The organism is SAR202 cluster bacterium (genome assembly GCA_016872285.1).
Classification (GTDB): Bacteria; Chloroflexota; Dehalococcoidia; order Lucifugimonadales.
In genome coordinates, this window is sequence record VGZZ01000004.1 from 76498 (window position 1) to 91603 (window position 15106).

The window sequence follows — 15106 nt, forward strand, 5'->3', positions numbered from 1 at the left end:
TTCTAGCCGGTTTTTCTATCAGCTATTTCCCTCTTCGCGTCGCCCTTTTCGAAGGTTCATAAACTCCTCTACTGTGAGACCAGCTTGATGCAATATGGCCCTGAATGTTCCGATAGGCAGATCCCTGCTTCCATGTACAGGGACTACGACTAGGTTTGGCGCCCCTGGCTTTCTAAGATAGTGATGGCTGCCTCTCACATGACTTAGTTTATACCCGCCTCGTTGCAGAATACGGAGCACTTCCCGCCCCGTCATTCTGGGGAGCCTGTTCACGGCACTTTAACTTCCACTGCTGTGAGCTCAGCTTTAGATTCCCTCTTTGGAATCTCTATACCTTCCTTTTCTGCAGCTTCCATGTATCCAATGATAGCTTCATGCACACGCTCCAGGACCTCTTCACGCGTCTCGCCAAATGTGGAAAGCCAATTCAAGGCTGGAACGTAGGCTACCCAAGCTCTATCGTCTCTCTCCCATTCAATGAGAACATTAAACTTCGCCTTAGTCATCTGGTCACTCCGTCATCTATGCTAGATAGTATAGCCCACCATACACCAATATTACCTCCCCTTTCCCATAGGCTGTAAGCTGTAATTAACAGGCCTGATCAGACCGCTGCTTTATGACAACTACCTTTCCCAAAGAGGGCTTCGCCGATATTCACGGCCTCGGCCTTCACTACAAGGACTGGGGCGGCCAAGGCCAGCCCCTCCTCCTCCTCCACGGCCTTGCCTCCAACTGCTCCATCTTCGACCTCGTTGCCCCCCACCTGGTGGAAGGTGGCTGCCGCGTCGTCGCCTACGACCAGCGCGGCCACGGCCGCAGCGACAAGCCCGGCGACGGCTATGACTTCGAATCCATCGCCCGTGACGCCCATCAATTCTGGGACACCTTCGACCTCCATTCCCCCGTCATCGTCGGCCATTCCTGGGGTGGCAACGTTGCCCTCCAGTGCGCCGTCGACTACCCCGGCCAGGTCGCCGGCCTCGTCATGGTGGACGGCGGTTTTCTGGAGCCTTCCTCCCGGCCCGGCTGGACCCTGGAAATCGCCCTCCGCGAGATGGCCCCGCCCAACTTCAACGGCAGGACCACCCAGCAGATGCGCGAGCGCATTCGCACTGGCAGCCTCTCCCGATGGTGGAACCCTGACATCGAGCGTATCGTCATAGACAACTTCTCCATCTCCCCGGAAGGTCAGGTTAAGCCCCACCTCTCTAGGGAAAACCACCTGAAAATTATCCGCGCTATGTGGGACCAGAAGCCCTCCCATCTCTATCGACAAGTCCAATGCCCTACCCTCGTCCTCGCCTGCCGGCAGGGACTGCCCAAGGGTCCCTCCGAAGACCCCAGGGTTGTCCAGGTGGAAAGGGCCCGCGGCCTCCTCCCCAACGCCGACGTCCGCTGGCTGGACGACACCATCCACGACGTCCCCCTCCAGCGCCCCCGCGACCTGGCGGAAATCATCCTGGGCTTGGTGAATAAAATCTAGCCGAAAAGCCTTGATTCCGCCCTCTTTTACCCTCCCTCTGTTATAATTAATTGTCGGCCATTTCATAGCTAACGCGACTTTGACAATTCCCGCCTGCGTTGCTATATTGGGTAGGCTAAATTAATTGCGTTTAACTACACGACTGCCTGGCATGCCCAGCCATATCCAGCCCTCAAACGCCCTAGGCCGGAGCATTAACTATCTTGCGCATCAATCATGGGCAGTCGCGCCCGGTTGGGGCCTCGGCGGCCACTGTACCTAACTCGCCTCTAAGGCTCCGTCCTTCCCAAAAGGGCGGAGTTTTCGTGTAACGCCCTAAAACCCTATATCGGAGAAGCATGGTGGACAAACAAGACCTCATCGTCAGATTCGCCGGCGAAGGCGGGCAAGGCGTCGTCACCTCCGCGGAAGGCCTAGCACAGGCCGCCTCCCAGGTGGGCTACCACGTCCTCACCTACGCCACCTTCCCCTCCCAGATCCTTGGCGGCCCCACCTGGACCCAGACCCGCGTCTCCACCTCCCCCGTCCTGAGCACAGGCGACGACCTGGACGTCCTCGTCGCCTTCAACAAGGAGGGCTACGACGCTCATATCAGCGAGCTGCGAAAGGGAGGCGTGGTTATCTACAACTCCGCCGAGTTTCAGCTCCCTGACGACGGCCGCAGCTTCGGCATGACCGTCGACGAGATGGCCAAGTCTACCGGCAACACCCGCGCCGCCAACATGGTTATCATCGGCGCCATCGCCCACCTCGTCGATATGCCCCAGGAGTACCTGGAGCAGTTCGTCACCAAGCGCTTCACTCGAGGCCGCGAGGGCGATAAAGAGATTATCGAGTCCAACATCAAAGCCCTCGGTCTTGGCCGGCAGGCCGCCGCCGGCACCCAGTTCAAGCTTCAGCGCCTCCCCGATCCCAAAACGCCGGAAGGCAAGCAGATTTTAGTTCGCGGCAACGAGGCCATCAGCCTGGGCGCCCTGGCCGCCGGCCTCAACTTCTACGTCGGATACCCCATCTCTCCTGCCACCACCATCCTTGTCTGGATGGAGCGCAACCTGGTGGGCAAGGACAGGTTTGTATATCAAGTCAGCTCGGAAATCGAAGCCATCACCGCCATCCTGGGTGCGGGCTTCGCCGGCAAGAAGGCCATGACCGCCACCGCCGGCCCCGGCTTCAGCCTCATGAGCGAAGGCCTCGGCCTCGGCTGGATGGCGGAAATCCCCATCGTGGTCGTGGACGTCCAGCGCGGCGGCCCAGCCACCGGCCTCCCCACCAAGACGGAGCAGTCGGACCTCTTCAAATGCCTCCATCCCGCCCACGGCGACGTTGCCCTCCCCGTCATCGCCCCGGGCTCTGTCGAGGAGTGTTTCTACGCCGCCGTCACCGCCCTCAACTGGGCGGAGCGGTATCAAGGTCCCGTCATCCTCATGAACGAGATGGCTATGGCCGAGCGCGCCCAGAACATCCCCGCGCCGGACCTCTCCAAGCTCAAGGTCGAAAATCGAAAGGTCTATAAGGGCAGCAACGGCTATATGCGATACGAGGCCTCCACCGCCTCCCCCATGCCTATCCCCGGCGGCCCCGGCGCCTACGTCGCCAACGGTAGTGAACACGACGCCATCGGCGATACCACCCACCTGCCCCAGCGCCACATCCATATGACCGAGCGCCGCTTCAACAAGCTGAAGCTCCTCCACGACGGCTCTTTCGAGTCCGACAACTCCCGCGAGTCTATCGTGATCATGCCCTGGGGCGGCACCAAAGGCCCCGCCCTGGAGGCCTATCACCAGCTTCGCGCCGAGGGTGTCCCCATCGGCTGGAACTACACCATGTTCCTCCACCCCCTGCCTCCGGCCCTGCTGGAGGAGCTGCGAAAGAAAGAGCTGGTCATTGTTCCTGAGCTTAACTTCCAGGGTATGTGGTCCTCTATCCTGCGCTCCCACGGCGTCAAGGCCGAGTCCATTACCCAGTACACCGGCCTCCCCTTCAAAGTCCGGGACCTGGTGTCTCGCGTAAAGCAAAAGATACAGTCTAAACAGAGGATGGTAAGAGTATGAGCGCCAAGAATCCTGAATACGATTTTAAATGGTGCCCTGGCTGCGGCGACTTCGGCGTCCGCCGCGCCATCGAGTTTGCTATGCAAGAGTGGACCGTCTCTAAAGAGGTCCCCGCCGAGCGCAACGTGGTTGTCGCCGGCATCGGCTGCTCCGGCAACCTGGTCCACCTCCTGGAAGGCCCCCAGCCCTACGGCTTCCACGGCATCCACGGCCGCACTCTCCCCATAGCCCTGGGCGTCAAGATGGGCCGGCCCGACCTCAATGTCATGGTCGTCGCTGGCGATGGCGACTTCCTCAGCATCGGCATGGAGCACATCGCCCCCCAGGCCGCCCGGAACCTCAACGTCTGCGCCGTCATCATGGACAACGGCGTCTACGGCCTGACCAAAGGCCAGAGCTCCCCCACCACCAACCTGGGCGCCGTCACTAGCTCTACCCCCTACGGCAAGGCCGAGCAGGCCCTCAATCCTCTGGACTTCTACCTCAGCATCGGCGTCTCCTTCATCGCCGGAGGCTTCTCCGGCAAGCCTAAGGACCTGGCGAAGCTCATTGTCGCCGGCATGGAGCACCCCGGCTTCTCCATCGTCCACGTCCAGTCCCCCTGCACCACCTACAACGACACCTTTGAAATCCTCAAGGGCAACCCCAAGAAGGGCCTCCAGCCCATGATGTGGGACATCCCCGCCAACCACGACGCCTCCAACCGAGAGGCCGCCTACAAGGCCGCCAACTCCGGCGGCTGGCCCATCGGCATCCTCTACAAGAACACAGACCGCCCCTCCCTGGACCAGCAAATCGATAAGCTGAACCAGAAGGTCAAGCCCAAGTCCGTCCAGCAGCTCCTGGACTCCTACGCCATCTAGCTTCGTAAGTAACCAAAAGTAAAAGCCTCCGTATACGGGGGCTTTTACTTTTTCTGGCTGACATAGTCCGCCAGGTACTTCCTCAATAGAACCCGTCCGCGATGCAACCGTGCTTTGAAGGACGACACGCTGATGCCCAGCACCTCCGCCGCCGCCTCATTAGGCAGTCCCTGGACATCCCGCAGCACCACGGCCACCTTCAACTGCGGCGGTAACAAACCTAGCCCTTCATTAAGCTTTGCCTTCAACTCGGAATTCAATGCTTCGTTCTCTGGCCCCTGGGTCCAGTCCGCCACCTGCATGTCCTCCACCCCTGTTTGCGTCAACGTGCGATTTCGCTTGTCCTTTCGCAAACGCATCAAGCAGGCGTTGGTAGTGATGCGGTAGAGCCAGGTAGTGAGGCTGGAGTCCCACCTGAAGCGATGGAAGTTGCGATAGACCGATATAAAGGCGTCCTGTGCCGCATCCTCGGCATCGGCGGCGTTGCCCATGATTCTAAAGGCCAGGTTATAAACAAAACCGCCGTGGGTCTCTACCACCTGTTCAAAGGTGACAGGTGCGCCAACATCTAGCTTGGCCTTGGTTTCAGAGAAATCTTTTTCCAAATTCCAGCATCTAACTTAACGGATTTGAGATGCGAGACGGCTCTGCGGCAATTGTTGTAACTGGCGCTGTACACTGCAATACAGGCTCAGAGAAGAATTAGGCAACCGTAAACCTATGTTTAGGCTACCATTTATGCGCCGCTCCGAGTGCGCCCAGGTCAGGGCTAAGGCTTCGGCGTACCTTGAAAAGGATTTGTCGCCGTCCTTAATGGAGCGGATTAAGAAGCATCTGGACCAGTGCCACCTGTGCACAGCCTTCGTCCGCAGCCTGGCCGTCACTGTCCGCATGCTGTCCGAGACGGAAGCCCCTCAGACTGCGCCCGACGGTTTTACGGATCGTGTCTTCCAGAGAGTGAAGGACGCCAAGAAGGGCAAAGATTAGCCCCAGCCTCCTCGTCCTTCACCATCATTGTCCCTTCAACTCCGCCGGCTTTATCTCTTCAATATCCTGTTATTTAAACTGTGCCCTCATTACCTCTTTTGCATGGCGTTGGCTCAGAACAGGTTTCCCTTCAAGTCTGTCTATCACATAGCACCGATTCCCCGCCTGGCTCATCTAACTCTTTGAGGCCAGGCGATCCCACCTACCCGCGGTCCCTTCCCCAGAGGGCATGAATCCGGATTGCCTGGCCTAATCAAAAGTCATTCTGGAGGTCTACCCCGCCATGCGGTTCTGGAAAACGCGTCCCCTTTGGTTGATATCGGCTCTTGCCATAGCCCTGGTAACTCTAGCTGCCTGCGGCGACGGCGCCGACGACGAGCTGGCTGCCAAAGACCAGCAAATCGCCAGCCTGCAGGCCCAGTTAAGCGGCTCTCAAAAGAACAGCGCCTACTGGACGCAGCTTACGTCCCTGATGAAGCCTGTCGAAATGACGTCCATGACAGACCACCGCGCTTTCATGCTTCCCACCGGCGGAGTCCTGGCCCTGCACTTTGACAACATGGACCTGAATAAAGCCGAGAACCTCAACTGGGTCGTCCTGGGTGTCCCGGGTAAGTTCTGCAAAGCCGACCAGCAGCGCGTCGAGGCGCAGTTCGGGCCCGGATTCACCCATTTCCACGACATGATGAACGACACCCACGGTGGCGCTCCCGGCGCTGAAGGTGTCTGGTTTGTTCATACCGCCGTACGCGACTTCGAGTCTCCTATGTCCGGAGGAGCGGTCAAGCAAGGTATAGACAACAACTTCATGCCCACTCCCGCAACCGACTGCTAACAGCCAGACAATTTCAGCCCAATGCTGGCGTTTAGCCTTCTATCAGGGCGGCATGTCTACGTCTACAAACTCGCTAAGCGTGCCGCCTCTTATCAAGCCTTGTATTGGAGGCCGTCGATTATGAAAGTCCTCGGAATTATAGTTGTTTTCCTGGTTATGGGCGGCATGGTCGCCTGCGCCGGCCCCACTGCCACTCCAACACACCTCCCAATCCCCACTCCGTCCCCAACCCACGAGCATGTAACCCTGAGCCCAGAGGCCGGCGCCCAGCTAGCCAGGCAAATGGGCTGTTCCGCCTGCCACTCCATCGATGGCAACCCCAGCGTCGGCCCCACATGGAAAGGCCTCTTTAGCCGCAGCCGCCTCCTTTCCGACGGTTCCACCGTCACCGCTGACGAGGCCTATATCCAGGAGTCCATCCTCTCTCCTAACGCTAAAATAGCCCAGGGGTTCAACCCAGGCATCATGCCCCAGGACTTTCGCGATAAGCTCTCGGACCAGGAAGTCCAGGCCGTAATTGAATACATCAAGACTCTGCGTTAAATGGTTAAATCCATGGCCCGTCTCGCCAAAGTAGCAAAATCCCTCAGATGGGGGGCCATGTCCATTATTTTTGCTTTGGCCCTCATACTGGCATGCACTAGTCAAGCCACCGACAGCCCCGCATCCTCACCGCCGGCTTCTTCCCCAGATGCCAATGCCGCCGGCATCCCTGAAGCTGTGAAATCGCCGGTGGTAAGACCCACACCCATCAGCCAGGAACAGTTAGACGGTGAACTGAACAGGGCGCAGTTCGAAGCGTCAGACTGGCCCGACACGGACTTCCGCATCCGGACCATCCCCCTTGACGAGTTCACGGGCGGCGGTCCGGGTAGAGACGATATCCCTCCCATCGACCATCCTTTTTTCGAGTCTGTTGTTGAAGCCGGCGAGTGGCTCTCCGATAATGAGTTGGTCCAGGTCGTTGAAATCAACGGGGACGCCCGGGCCTACCCCCAGCAGGTCCTTATTTGGCACGAAATCGTCAATGACACCGTTGGGGGTGAGCCGGTCACCATTACTTATTGACCACTTTGCAACACCGCCTTCGTGTTTAGGCGGACGGTGAACGGCACAGTCCTGGACTTCGGGACCAGCGGCCTTCTGCGCTTTAGTAATCTTGTGATGTATGATCGGCAGACTCATTCGTGGTGGCAGGAGTTTAGCGGAGAGGCCATCGTGGGCGAAATGACCGGTCACAAGTTGGAATTACTGGCCCTTGAAATAGTACCCTGGAAAGAGTTTAAAGCCGCCTTCCCTCAGGGCCAGGTTTTATCAAGGAGAACAGGACATAGCCGCCCTTATGGTCTAAATCCTTATGTTTTGTACGATACTTCGGACCCCTTTTTATTTGAAGGGCCTCGCGATGTTAGGCTGCCGCCAACGGAGCGCGTAGTGGGAATTGACAAAAGTGACCTGTCCATTGCGGTGCCATACTCGGTCCTAGAGGAGCGCAGGGTGGTCCATCTGTCGCTGGCTGGAGAGGAACTCGTCGTATTTTTTAAAAAGGGCGCAACCTCGTCCTTAGACAACAGGTCCATAAAGTCGGGCAGGGACGTTGGCGCCGTTGGAGTTTTCAGCCCCCATCTGGATGGCCAAAGGCTCACCTTCCAACCCCACGGCGAGGAGATTATGGATGAGCAAACCGGGAGTACATGGACTCTTTTGGGGCGGGCAGAGTCAGGTCCCCTGGCGGGCCGTCAGCTTGACTCTGTGGTCCACCGCGCTGGTTCCTTCTGGTTCAGCTGGGTCACCTACCGGCCTGACACCCTTATCTACAGACTTCAGTAACCTTAAGGAAACTTACGATTTATCTAGTATAGTACGGTCAATAGAGCAGCAAGTTAAAAGGAGGCAGATTATGGCATACGTGTCCGTGGTTGCCTATCGCCAGGCCAAAGGCTTGTTAAAAGATATTTATGACGAGTATCTAACCTCTCGTGGGCGCATCGGTAACGTCATGGCGGTGAGTAGCCTGCGGCCTAAAACGCTGCGCGCCCTTCAAGACCTTAACGACGCAGTAATGAAGGACGATACCTCAGGCCTCACGGAAGCCGAAAAACAAATGTTCGCCACCCTGGTGTCAGCCATAAACAAATGCCAGTATTGAACTGTGGCTCACGCAGAGGCTCTGCGTAAGGCTGATCCCAACTCGCATGTCGAAGGAATTTTTGGACTGGACTACCGCAACGCCGGGTTTTCTCCCAGGCAAGTCGCCATGCTCGAGTTCGCCGAGCACCTCACTCGCGACCCCTCAACTATCACGGAGGTTTACCACCTGGAACTCCGCAACTTGGGATGGCGGGACGAAGATATCATTGATATGGTTCACGTCGTGGCCCTTTATAACTATATGGTGCGTATAGCTGATGGGCTGGGCGCAGAGATGGAAGCAGGGCGGGAATGGGAACCCGTCTCGGAGAAGTTGCCCTTTAAGGAAGGCCAGAAAAATAAGACTTTCGTGAACCTGGTAAGACCGCCGAAGTAATTGTAATTAAGCCGGAGAGAAGCTTATCAAGACGTCATCTCCTGAACAGCGTTTGGTGCGCGGCGTCTATCGCGAGAGTTTCTACAGGTTCCCTCACGGCTCCCTTCCGGCCTACAGATGACCTTGGTCGGCTTGCCAGTCGTTGCTGTTTGTTTCGATGCGCACGGGACACCGCCGTAAGAACAAAAAACACAGCATTGCCCGCCCTTGGACCCAATTGTGTTGCCGCAGCCGGCGCACTCATAGTAGATCTGTCAAGCGTTCTCAGGCATTTCAGCCCTCTGGACATGCCTGCACAATGGGCACTTTAAATTTGTTTGAAGGATGAGTTTCATTAGACCTCCGGGTAGCTTCCGCCAGTTAGCCTTCCAGCAACGGTATGACCAGCAGGTTCAGGACGGCAAAAATTCCCGTGAAACTCACCAGGACAAGTAGCGGCACCCTTTGACGGTTGGCCGCATAACCCTCTATCGAGCAGGCCTTCCTGCTCCTGCTTACTAGCCATAAAATCCAAATCCCAGCTATCGCCAACCCAACAATCTGGGCTAGCCTCTGGTAGTCTTGTAGCCGGTAAAGGGATGCCGCTGTTCCAGCGCTGGTTCCAATGGCTACGGCTGCCGCCCCTGGAAGACAGCATAGGCTGGCGACCACCGCTCCCACAGTGCCCCCCGCAACAGAGCGAACTGTAAATCTAGGCTGGGTTGATGTTCCCTTTTTCATGCCCATTAGTCACTAAAACTAAACAAATGCCCCGTACACCAGGGCCACCACCAGCCCAAAGAGCATGTGCCCCATCAGCGAGCCTATTATCCCTTTGGGCCCGGCCTTCGTTGGATTCTCCATGCGTCCCGCCTTCACCTCCTTGTGCATAAACATCATCATCGCCATCCCCACCATAGCTACCAGGAAATGTACTGCGCCAAAGATGAGTCCGCTCCACCATGTGACGTCAACGTCCAAACCCTCCCATACCAGCCCGTAGATTATGGCGAAGATGACGCCGTTCATGAAGTGCATCATCATACCCAATGCGAACGCAGTGCTTCCTTGCGGAAGGAACATTGACCCTAGCATCTGGGCTATATCCATCTTCGCCATCCCCATCATCGGAGCCGAATACATGATCACGGTGATGGCCGCTGTGCCGGCTAGCCCTGCCACAATAATTCCCAGCCAGTCCATTCCTGCCTCCTTGCGCCTTGTCTCTTAATTATTTGATGAGAGAAAGGGAAATGAGGTTCACAAAAAGGACTCGCCTCAGTGACATCTGCCCCTTTACTTAAACTCTCCGCTCCCGTTATCCTCCCCCCATGACCGCGTCACTTAATCCTACATGCCCACTTTTGTCACCAGGCCAACCTGGAAAGTCCTGGACTCTCATTCGTTCCTGATTCGTTTGTCAAATAAAAAAGATGTTAAAAGGGTCAGCTACAAAACGAATAGCTGGCGGGAGGTTGTTTTGGGGCGCTTTAGGCGCGGAAAGAGACCTTAATTTAGAGAAACAACCTGTTAGAAGAGGATTCGTTTCGCCCCTTACAAAAACGAATAAGAGGTCAAAAGAATGATTTAGCACAATCCAACCCCGCCCCCACCCGTCCGCGATGGCCCCCTAAGACCCTGACCCCTGCTCCGCCTTCTGCGCTTCTTCCAGCGCCTGGTACTTGGTGGGACACAACACGCTCACCGTCTCCGCCTCAAAGGCACCGTGGGGGTTATAGCGGCCCTGCAAGATGATGTCTGAATGCGGGTTGAAGAACAGGTCCGGCACCACACCGACATACGTGGCGGGTAACTCGGCGCCGCCCGCCGTCAGGGTGAACACCGCCCTGGTGCCGCCGTCCTCGCGAACAAAGGTGTCCGGCTCCAGCTTCCCCTTCACCCTGAAACTGCGTCCATCCTTCTCCCCCTCAAAAGCATGTAGTTCATCGACGGTGAGGTAGTAGCTGGTGCTGCCTGAGAATGCCGCATAGCCTAGGTAAGACACCGCCAGGGCTATCACCACCGCCAGGACCACCAGCCGCCCTCGCCCGCTCAGGAAGGAGCGGCTGGGCGGTGGGCTATTTGGCGCAGGATTATTGATCATATCTTCACGTCGAATTTCGTCACGTCCATGTTATAGGCCTGTAGTAGCTTTGGCAACCTCTAGCGGGTCGAAGTACCCCCCTCTTTGTCGCGCCGCCGCAGTTCCTCCCGCAGCGCCCTCACCTCCCGCTCCACCTCATGGTGCCGCCGCCATGCCATGAACGCGAAGCCGAAGAACACCGCCCAAGCTATCGCATAGGCGGCGAACAGGTACGGTATGTTGTTGGCAGGTGTGTCGAACATGTCTTATCGCCTCGTTTCCCTCTCGACTTGATATCGCGCCGCCCTTAACTCGTCCTCCATCCTGCGAGTGCTCATGCGCTGCCACAGCAGGTAGGCGAAGAGGAAGGAGAAGGCCAGCAGTGAGAAGTAAAGCGTCACTCGCATATCGGAGTGCAGACTACCCTCTATAGTGCCGCTGCCTATGACCAGACGCTGGTGCTGTGTCCGCCACCAGTTCACAGCGAAGTACACTATCGGCACGTCGATGAACCCCACCACCCCCACCACCGCCGAGTACAGCGCTGCCTGCGACCGATTGGGGCTGTACGCCCTCAGCATCAAATACCCTACGTATATCAGCCACAGCACCAGCGTCGTCGTCAGTCGCGCGTCCCACGTCCACCAGATGCCCCACACCGGCTTGGCCCATATCGGCCCCGTGATCAGCACCAGACTGGTGAACACCACCCCGATCTCCGCCGCCGAGCTCGCCAGGTTGTCCCACTTCGTGTCCCGCTTCCAAAGGTACATCACGCTGCCGATGAACACCAACCCGAAGGCTGTAAAGGCCAGCCACGCCATAGGCACGTGGATGTAGAAGATGCGCTGCACGTGGCCCATCACCGCCTCGGTAGGCGCCCACATGAAGATGAGGTACATATCTACCAGCATCAACACTGACGCCAACGCCAGCAACACTAGCGATACCGGAATTGCTCTGCCGGAGGCTCTTGCCGATACGGCGGGTGCTGTCTTCTCGACTGTGCTCAACTACTCCTCCATGACCAGTCCGAATACCCACGGGCACACAAACAGGAACACGACGTCAAATACAGCCATCAGTTGCAGCCACCGGCCCGCGCCCATGGCCCCCACTACATCGCCCACCGCGCCTGTTGACACCTCCACCGCCCCGATGATCAAAGGCGCCACCACCGGAAAGAACAGCACCGGCAGCATAATCTCTCTTGACCGAGTGTTCACCGCGATGGCCGAGAACAGCGTCCCCACAATGGCGAAGCCCAGCGTCGCCAGCCCCATCGCTACGCCCATCTCCCACGTAAACGCCGAGTAGTCGAAGAGGATGATAAACGCCGGCAGCAGGAGCGCCTCTATCACGGCCATGAACAGGAACAGCGACAGCATCTTGCCGAAATACAGCGAGTCGCGGCTCACCGGGCACAGCAGCAGCCCGTCCAGGCTCCCCTTGTCTTTTTCGATTACGAAGGCCCGGCTCATCGCCAGCACCCCCGCGAAGGCGAAAGCCACCCATAGCACCCCCGGCGCCAGCGCGTCCACCGTCCTCGCTTCTATATCTAGCGCAAAGTTAAAGACCACCACCGTCAGCAGCGCAAACACCAGCGAAGATATAAGCACGTCCCTGCTGCGAAGCTCCAGCATCACGTCCTTCCACGCCAGGACCAGGGCAGGCCTCACCAGGGCGGTCACGCCGCCACCTCCACCCTGCGCAGATACGCGCCACGCAGGTGAGCCTCATTAACCTCATGCCTCTCAGCTCTATATACAATCCTTCCGTCACCCAGCACAGCCACCTCGTCAGCCCAGGCCAGCCCCACCTCTACGTTATGGGTCGCCATGACTACCGTCCGAGACCGCTCTGCCCCGCCGATGATTACATTGCGCAAGCCCTCCAGCGCCTCCGCGTCCAACCCCGACTCCGGCTCGTCCAGCAGCAAGATCGGCGGGTCGTGCAGAATAGCCCTGGCGATGGCTAGGCGCTTCTGCATTCCATGGGACAGCGTCCGCGCCCGCTGGTCTGCCCTCTGCCGCAGCCCCACCTGCCCCAAGACCTGGTCTATCCGCGGTCCCAGTCCCTTCAACCCAAAAATGCGGCCAAAGAACCGCAGGTTCTCTTCGCATGTGAGGTCTTCATAAATCATCGGGCTGTGGGCCACCACCCCAATCATCCCGCGAATGGCCGCCGGCGACTGGCCCCGCTCTATACCTCCAACCCAAATCTTTCCGCCGTCTGGCCTGTACTGGGTTGACAACAGACGAAGGAGGGTGGTCTTGCCCGACCCATTAGCCCCGAAGATAGTGAGTCTCCTGCCCCAGTCCAGTGTCAGGTCCAAGCCATTAAGTACAGGGTACTCACCAAAGCCTTTAACCAGGCCCTGGACTTTGATGGCGTAAGTTGGCGACGTGCCGTTCAAAACTCACCATGGAATCAGGTCTGCGATTGGAGTAATTATACTCGAGCGCTATTAGCAGCTTGTTCATGCCTCTTAAGTGAGGCATAACCAGGATATTAGTATGTGAAACTTTTATCAACTCGTGACAATTTCCGTTTGACACCCGAATTGGACGTTGGGATACTATCTTACAGTCCCCATAAGGAGCGCCTCGTGCTTCGCAAAGGCCCCGACAAAATCAAAAAGGCTCCCTACCGGCCAGACCTTCCGCCGGGCCAGTTCGTCACCGAAAAGTTCCCCGTCCTCACTTACGGCCCCACCCAGCACATCGACCTGAAAGACTGGCGGCTGCGAGTTTTCGGCCTGGTAGAAAATCCCATCGAGTTAGACTGGGAGGCCTTCACCAAGCTCCCCTGGACTAAAGTCGAAGCCCCCTTTCACTGCGTCACCCAGTGGAGCAAGCTCCAGAACTCCTGGGAGGGCGTCCTCTTCACCGACATCGCCTCCATCGTTAAACCCAAGCCCGAGATCAGGTTCGTCATCGCCCACTGCTACGGCGACTACACCACCAACACCCCCATCGACGCCGTCATGGACGGCGTGGCCCTCATCGCCCATATCCACGACGGCAAGCCCCTCACCGCCGAGCATGGCGGTCCCGTCCGCACTGTCGTTCCCAGCCGTTACGGGTGGAAAAGCGCCAAGTGGGTCAACGCCATCGAGTTCTCGGATGTTGACAAGCCAGGCTTCTGGGAAGTACGCGGCTACCACAACAACGGCGACTACAACAAAGAGGAGCGCTTCTGGCCGGAGCTGGGGTGACCCGCCGCCCCTCCAACCCCCGTCGTGACCGCGACCTGGCCTGGCTCGAAAAACTCCGCCTCCAAGGCCGCGCCTCTATCCCCGAACCTCCGCCTCCTCCCCAACTCGCCCATGCCATCGCCGAGTTCAATCGCGGCGACTTCTTTAAATGCCACGAGACCCTGGAAGCCCTCTGGCTCAAGGAAGGCTACCCCGTCCGCCTCTTCTATCAAGGCATTCTGAAAATCGCTGTCGGCTTCTATCACCAACAGCGCGGCAACCGTCGCGGTAGCCTGGCCAAGCTGCGAGAGGGTCTTGAAACCCTGGGGCCTTTCGCACCCCAATACATGGAGGTCAAATTAAACAGTCTGATAGAAGAGGTAAATCGCTGGCTAGAAAACAAAGAACAGATAGAGCAAAGAGCATTACCACTAATACAAAAGATTGTTCCTCAAAGCTCAAAGGCCGCAAACTAGTGCTATTATTTAGTCAAAGCAAATTTCAAGGGGCAGTAACTAAGGGGTTTGCACTATGAGACAACACTTTGTCGCCTTGAGAATGGATGGCCAAATTCCTAAAGAGGCCATGCTTCTCACAGCCGACTTCGTCAAAGAGGACGAGACGTGGGTAGGAACCTGTCTTGAGCTAGGTACATCAACTTATTCTCAGGACCTGGAATCACTCCGTAAAGAACTTGAAGAGTCCATCTTGCTCCAACTTGAAGAGGTGGAAAAGCTAGGGTTCCTAGACGATTATCTTACCGAACGCAAAGTATCTCGGACATCTCTTCCCGCGAATTATGCAACAGGAGCGCACTCTGGTAGATGGCTAACGGTGACAGGCGTCTGAAATGCCTCCCGCTGTTAGCGGCAGACAGCTTATCGCCTTACTAAAGAAAGACGGCTGGACTGAAGCAGGTAGAAGAACGCACGGAATCTTTTTATATAAACGCCTTCCAGGTGAAAAACTCCCTAGGACAACTGTTGTACCGGATAAATCTGGCACTCTTCTAGACGGAGCCCTTGGTGCGATTCTAGGCGTTAAGCAAACAGGGCTTGGTAAAACCGGCCTGCAGTAACTTATTGAACGGTTCGGC

General features: G+C 57.3%; 23 protein-coding genes. 13 read left to right on the top strand and 10 right to left on the bottom strand.

The window, feature by feature from the left end:
• Positions 1–18: 18 nt before the first annotated feature.
• Together FJ320_02530 and FJ320_02535 are read right to left on the bottom strand one after the other, a co-directional pair.
• The gene (locus tag FJ320_02530; GenBank protein ID MBM3924850.1) at positions 19–255 is read right to left on the bottom strand and encodes an addiction module toxin, HicA family; all 237 of its coding nucleotides are present in this window, start codon (positions 253–255) and stop codon (positions 19–21) included.
• A gap of 14 nt (positions 256–269) precedes the next feature.
• The gene (locus FJ320_02535; GenBank protein ID MBM3924851.1) at positions 270–506 is read right to left on the bottom strand and encodes a type II toxin-antitoxin system HicB family antitoxin; all 237 of its coding nucleotides are present in this window, start codon (positions 504–506) and stop codon (positions 270–272) included.
• A gap of 113 nt (positions 507–619) precedes the next feature.
• Between FJ320_02535 and FJ320_02540 the strand changes: the two genes are divergently transcribed.
• From FJ320_02540 to FJ320_02550, 3 genes are all read left to right on the top strand, one after another.
• Positions 620–1486 carry an alpha/beta hydrolase gene (locus FJ320_02540; GenBank protein ID MBM3924852.1) on the top strand — a complete coding sequence of 289 codons (867 nt, stop codon included), beginning with the start codon at positions 620–622 and terminating at the stop codon, positions 1484–1486.
• Positions 1487–1824: 338 nt separating this feature from the next.
• The gene (locus FJ320_02545; GenBank protein ID MBM3924853.1) at positions 1825–3540 is read left to right on the top strand and encodes a 2-oxoacid:acceptor oxidoreductase subunit alpha; all 1716 of its coding nucleotides are present in this window, start codon (positions 1825–1827) and stop codon (positions 3538–3540) included.
• A complete protein-coding gene (locus FJ320_02550) occupies positions 3537–4403 on the top strand; it encodes a 2-oxoacid:ferredoxin oxidoreductase subunit beta (protein ID MBM3924854.1) in 867 nt (288 codons plus the stop codon). The genes FJ320_02545 and FJ320_02550 overlap by 4 nt, the downstream gene beginning before the upstream one ends.
• A gap of 44 nt (positions 4404–4447) precedes the next feature.
• Here FJ320_02550 and FJ320_02555 read toward each other — a convergent pair whose 3' ends face one another.
• A complete protein-coding gene (locus FJ320_02555) occupies positions 4448–5008 on the bottom strand; it encodes an RNA polymerase sigma factor (protein ID MBM3924855.1) in 561 nt (186 codons plus the stop codon).
• A 115-nt stretch (positions 5009–5123) separates the two neighbouring features.
• Between FJ320_02555 and FJ320_02560 the strand changes: the two genes are divergently transcribed.
• The 7 genes from FJ320_02560 to FJ320_02590 all read left to right on the top strand — a co-directional run bounded on the left by FJ320_02560 (position 5124) and on the right by FJ320_02590 (position 8752).
• Positions 5124–5390 (top strand): hypothetical protein, encoded by a 267-nt coding sequence (locus tag FJ320_02560; protein ID MBM3924856.1) that lies wholly within the window; start codon positions 5124–5126, stop codon positions 5388–5390.
• Between the two features lie 313 nt (positions 5391–5703).
• A complete protein-coding gene (locus tag FJ320_02565; protein ID MBM3924857.1) occupies positions 5704–6225 on the top strand; it encodes a hypothetical protein in 522 nt (173 codons plus the stop codon).
• Between the two features lie 21 nt (positions 6226–6246).
• Positions 6247–6768: a cytochrome c gene (locus tag FJ320_02570; protein MBM3924858.1), complete on the top strand. Its 522-nt coding sequence runs from the start codon at positions 6247–6249 to the stop codon at positions 6766–6768.
• Positions 6769–7293: a DUF3179 domain-containing protein gene (locus FJ320_02575; protein ID MBM3924859.1), complete on the top strand. Its 525-nt coding sequence runs from the start codon at positions 6769–6771 to the stop codon at positions 7291–7293. It begins immediately after the preceding gene.
• Positions 7294–7314: 21 nt separating this feature from the next.
• The gene (locus FJ320_02580; protein MBM3924860.1) at positions 7315–8055 is read left to right on the top strand and encodes a DUF3179 domain-containing protein; all 741 of its coding nucleotides are present in this window, start codon (positions 7315–7317) and stop codon (positions 8053–8055) included.
• A 70-nt stretch (positions 8056–8125) separates the two neighbouring features.
• Positions 8126–8374, top strand: a complete 249-nt coding sequence (locus FJ320_02585) for a hypothetical protein (protein ID MBM3924861.1) — start codon at positions 8126–8128, stop codon at positions 8372–8374.
• 3 nt (positions 8375–8377) lie between these two features.
• Positions 8378–8752 (top strand): hypothetical protein, encoded by a 375-nt coding sequence (locus FJ320_02590; protein MBM3924862.1) that lies wholly within the window; start codon positions 8378–8380, stop codon positions 8750–8752.
• 360 nt (positions 8753–9112) lie between these two features.
• Here the strand turns inward: FJ320_02590 and FJ320_02595 are convergent, their stop codons facing one another.
• The 7 genes from FJ320_02595 to FJ320_02625 all read right to left on the bottom strand — a co-directional run bounded on the left by FJ320_02595 (position 9113) and on the right by FJ320_02625 (position 13230).
• A complete protein-coding gene (locus tag FJ320_02595) occupies positions 9113–9412 on the bottom strand; it encodes a hypothetical protein (protein ID MBM3924863.1) in 300 nt (99 codons plus the stop codon).
• Between the two features lie 78 nt (positions 9413–9490).
• The gene (locus FJ320_02600) at positions 9491–9934 is read right to left on the bottom strand and encodes a hypothetical protein (protein ID MBM3924864.1); all 444 of its coding nucleotides are present in this window, start codon (positions 9932–9934) and stop codon (positions 9491–9493) included.
• Between the two features lie 427 nt (positions 9935–10361).
• The gene (locus FJ320_02605; GenBank protein MBM3924865.1) at positions 10362–10835 is read right to left on the bottom strand and encodes a cytochrome c maturation protein CcmE; all 474 of its coding nucleotides are present in this window, start codon (positions 10833–10835) and stop codon (positions 10362–10364) included.
• A 59-nt stretch (positions 10836–10894) separates the two neighbouring features.
• Complete coding sequence (locus tag FJ320_02610) at positions 10895–11077, bottom strand: heme exporter protein CcmD (GenBank protein ID MBM3924866.1); 183 nt, start codon at positions 11075–11077, stop codon at positions 10895–10897.
• Between the two features lie 3 nt (positions 11078–11080).
• A complete protein-coding gene (locus tag FJ320_02615; GenBank protein MBM3924867.1) occupies positions 11081–11728 on the bottom strand; it encodes a cytochrome C assembly protein in 648 nt (215 codons plus the stop codon).
• 99 nt (positions 11729–11827) lie between these two features.
• Entirely contained in the window at positions 11828–12457 is a 630-nt protein-coding gene (locus tag FJ320_02620) for a heme ABC transporter permease CcmB (GenBank protein ID MBM3924868.1), read from the bottom strand.
• A gap of 44 nt (positions 12458–12501) precedes the next feature.
• Positions 12502–13230 (bottom strand): ABC transporter ATP-binding protein, encoded by a 729-nt coding sequence (locus FJ320_02625; GenBank protein MBM3924869.1) that lies wholly within the window; start codon positions 13228–13230, stop codon positions 12502–12504.
• A 216-nt stretch (positions 13231–13446) separates the two neighbouring features.
• Here FJ320_02625 and FJ320_02630 point away from each other — a divergent pair, with 216 nt between their 5' ends.
• The 3 genes from FJ320_02630 to FJ320_02640 all read left to right on the top strand — a co-directional run bounded on the left by FJ320_02630 (position 13447) and on the right by FJ320_02640 (position 15088).
• Positions 13447–14031 carry a sulfite oxidase-like oxidoreductase gene (locus FJ320_02630; protein MBM3924870.1) on the top strand — a complete coding sequence of 195 codons (585 nt, stop codon included), beginning with the start codon at positions 13447–13449 and terminating at the stop codon, positions 14029–14031.
• A gap of 77 nt (positions 14032–14108) precedes the next feature.
• Positions 14109–14486, top strand: coding sequence for a DUF309 domain-containing protein (locus FJ320_02635; protein ID MBM3924871.1), 378 nt, complete (start codon positions 14109–14111; stop codon positions 14484–14486).
• A 374-nt stretch (positions 14487–14860) separates the two neighbouring features.
• The gene (locus FJ320_02640) at positions 14861–15088 is read left to right on the top strand and encodes an addiction module toxin, HicA family (protein ID MBM3924872.1); all 228 of its coding nucleotides are present in this window, start codon (positions 14861–14863) and stop codon (positions 15086–15088) included.
• The last annotated feature ends 18 nt before the right edge of the window (positions 15089–15106 follow it).

Coding starts and splice junctions, on each gene's coding strand:
- FJ320_02530 (MBM3924850.1), bottom strand. CDS start 255: ATGACGGGGCGGGAAGTGCTCCGTATTCTGCAACGAGGCGGGTATAAA.
- FJ320_02535 (MBM3924851.1), bottom strand. CDS start 506: ATGACTAAGGCGAAGTTTAATGTTCTCATTGAATGGGAGAGAGACGAT.
- FJ320_02540 (MBM3924852.1), top strand. CDS start 620: ATGACAACTACCTTTCCCAAAGAGGGCTTCGCCGATATTCACGGCCTC.
- FJ320_02545 (MBM3924853.1), top strand. CDS start 1,825: ATGGTGGACAAACAAGACCTCATCGTCAGATTCGCCGGCGAAGGCGGG.
- FJ320_02550 (MBM3924854.1), top strand. CDS start 3,537: ATGAGCGCCAAGAATCCTGAATACGATTTTAAATGGTGCCCTGGCTGC.
- FJ320_02560 (MBM3924856.1), top strand. CDS start 5,124: ATGTTTAGGCTACCATTTATGCGCCGCTCCGAGTGCGCCCAGGTCAGG.
- FJ320_02570 (MBM3924858.1), top strand. CDS start 6,247: ATGCTGGCGTTTAGCCTTCTATCAGGGCGGCATGTCTACGTCTACAAA.
- FJ320_02575 (MBM3924859.1), top strand. CDS start 6,769: ATGGTTAAATCCATGGCCCGTCTCGCCAAAGTAGCAAAATCCCTCAGA.
- FJ320_02585 (MBM3924861.1), top strand. CDS start 8,126: ATGGCATACGTGTCCGTGGTTGCCTATCGCCAGGCCAAAGGCTTGTTA.
- FJ320_02600 (MBM3924864.1), bottom strand. CDS start 9,934: ATGGACTGGCTGGGAATTATTGTGGCAGGGCTAGCCGGCACAGCGGCC.
- FJ320_02605 (MBM3924865.1), bottom strand. CDS start 10,835: ATGATCAATAATCCTGCGCCAAATAGCCCACCGCCCAGCCGCTCCTTC.
- FJ320_02610 (MBM3924866.1), bottom strand. CDS start 11,077: ATGTTCGACACACCTGCCAACAACATACCGTACCTGTTCGCCGCCTAT.
- FJ320_02615 (MBM3924867.1), bottom strand. CDS start 11,728: ATGCTGGTAGATATGTACCTCATCTTCATGTGGGCGCCTACCGAGGCG.
- FJ320_02620 (MBM3924868.1), bottom strand. CDS start 12,457: ATGCTGGAGCTTCGCAGCAGGGACGTGCTTATATCTTCGCTGGTGTTT.
- FJ320_02640 (MBM3924872.1), top strand. CDS start 14,861: ATGCCTCCCGCTGTTAGCGGCAGACAGCTTATCGCCTTACTAAAGAAA.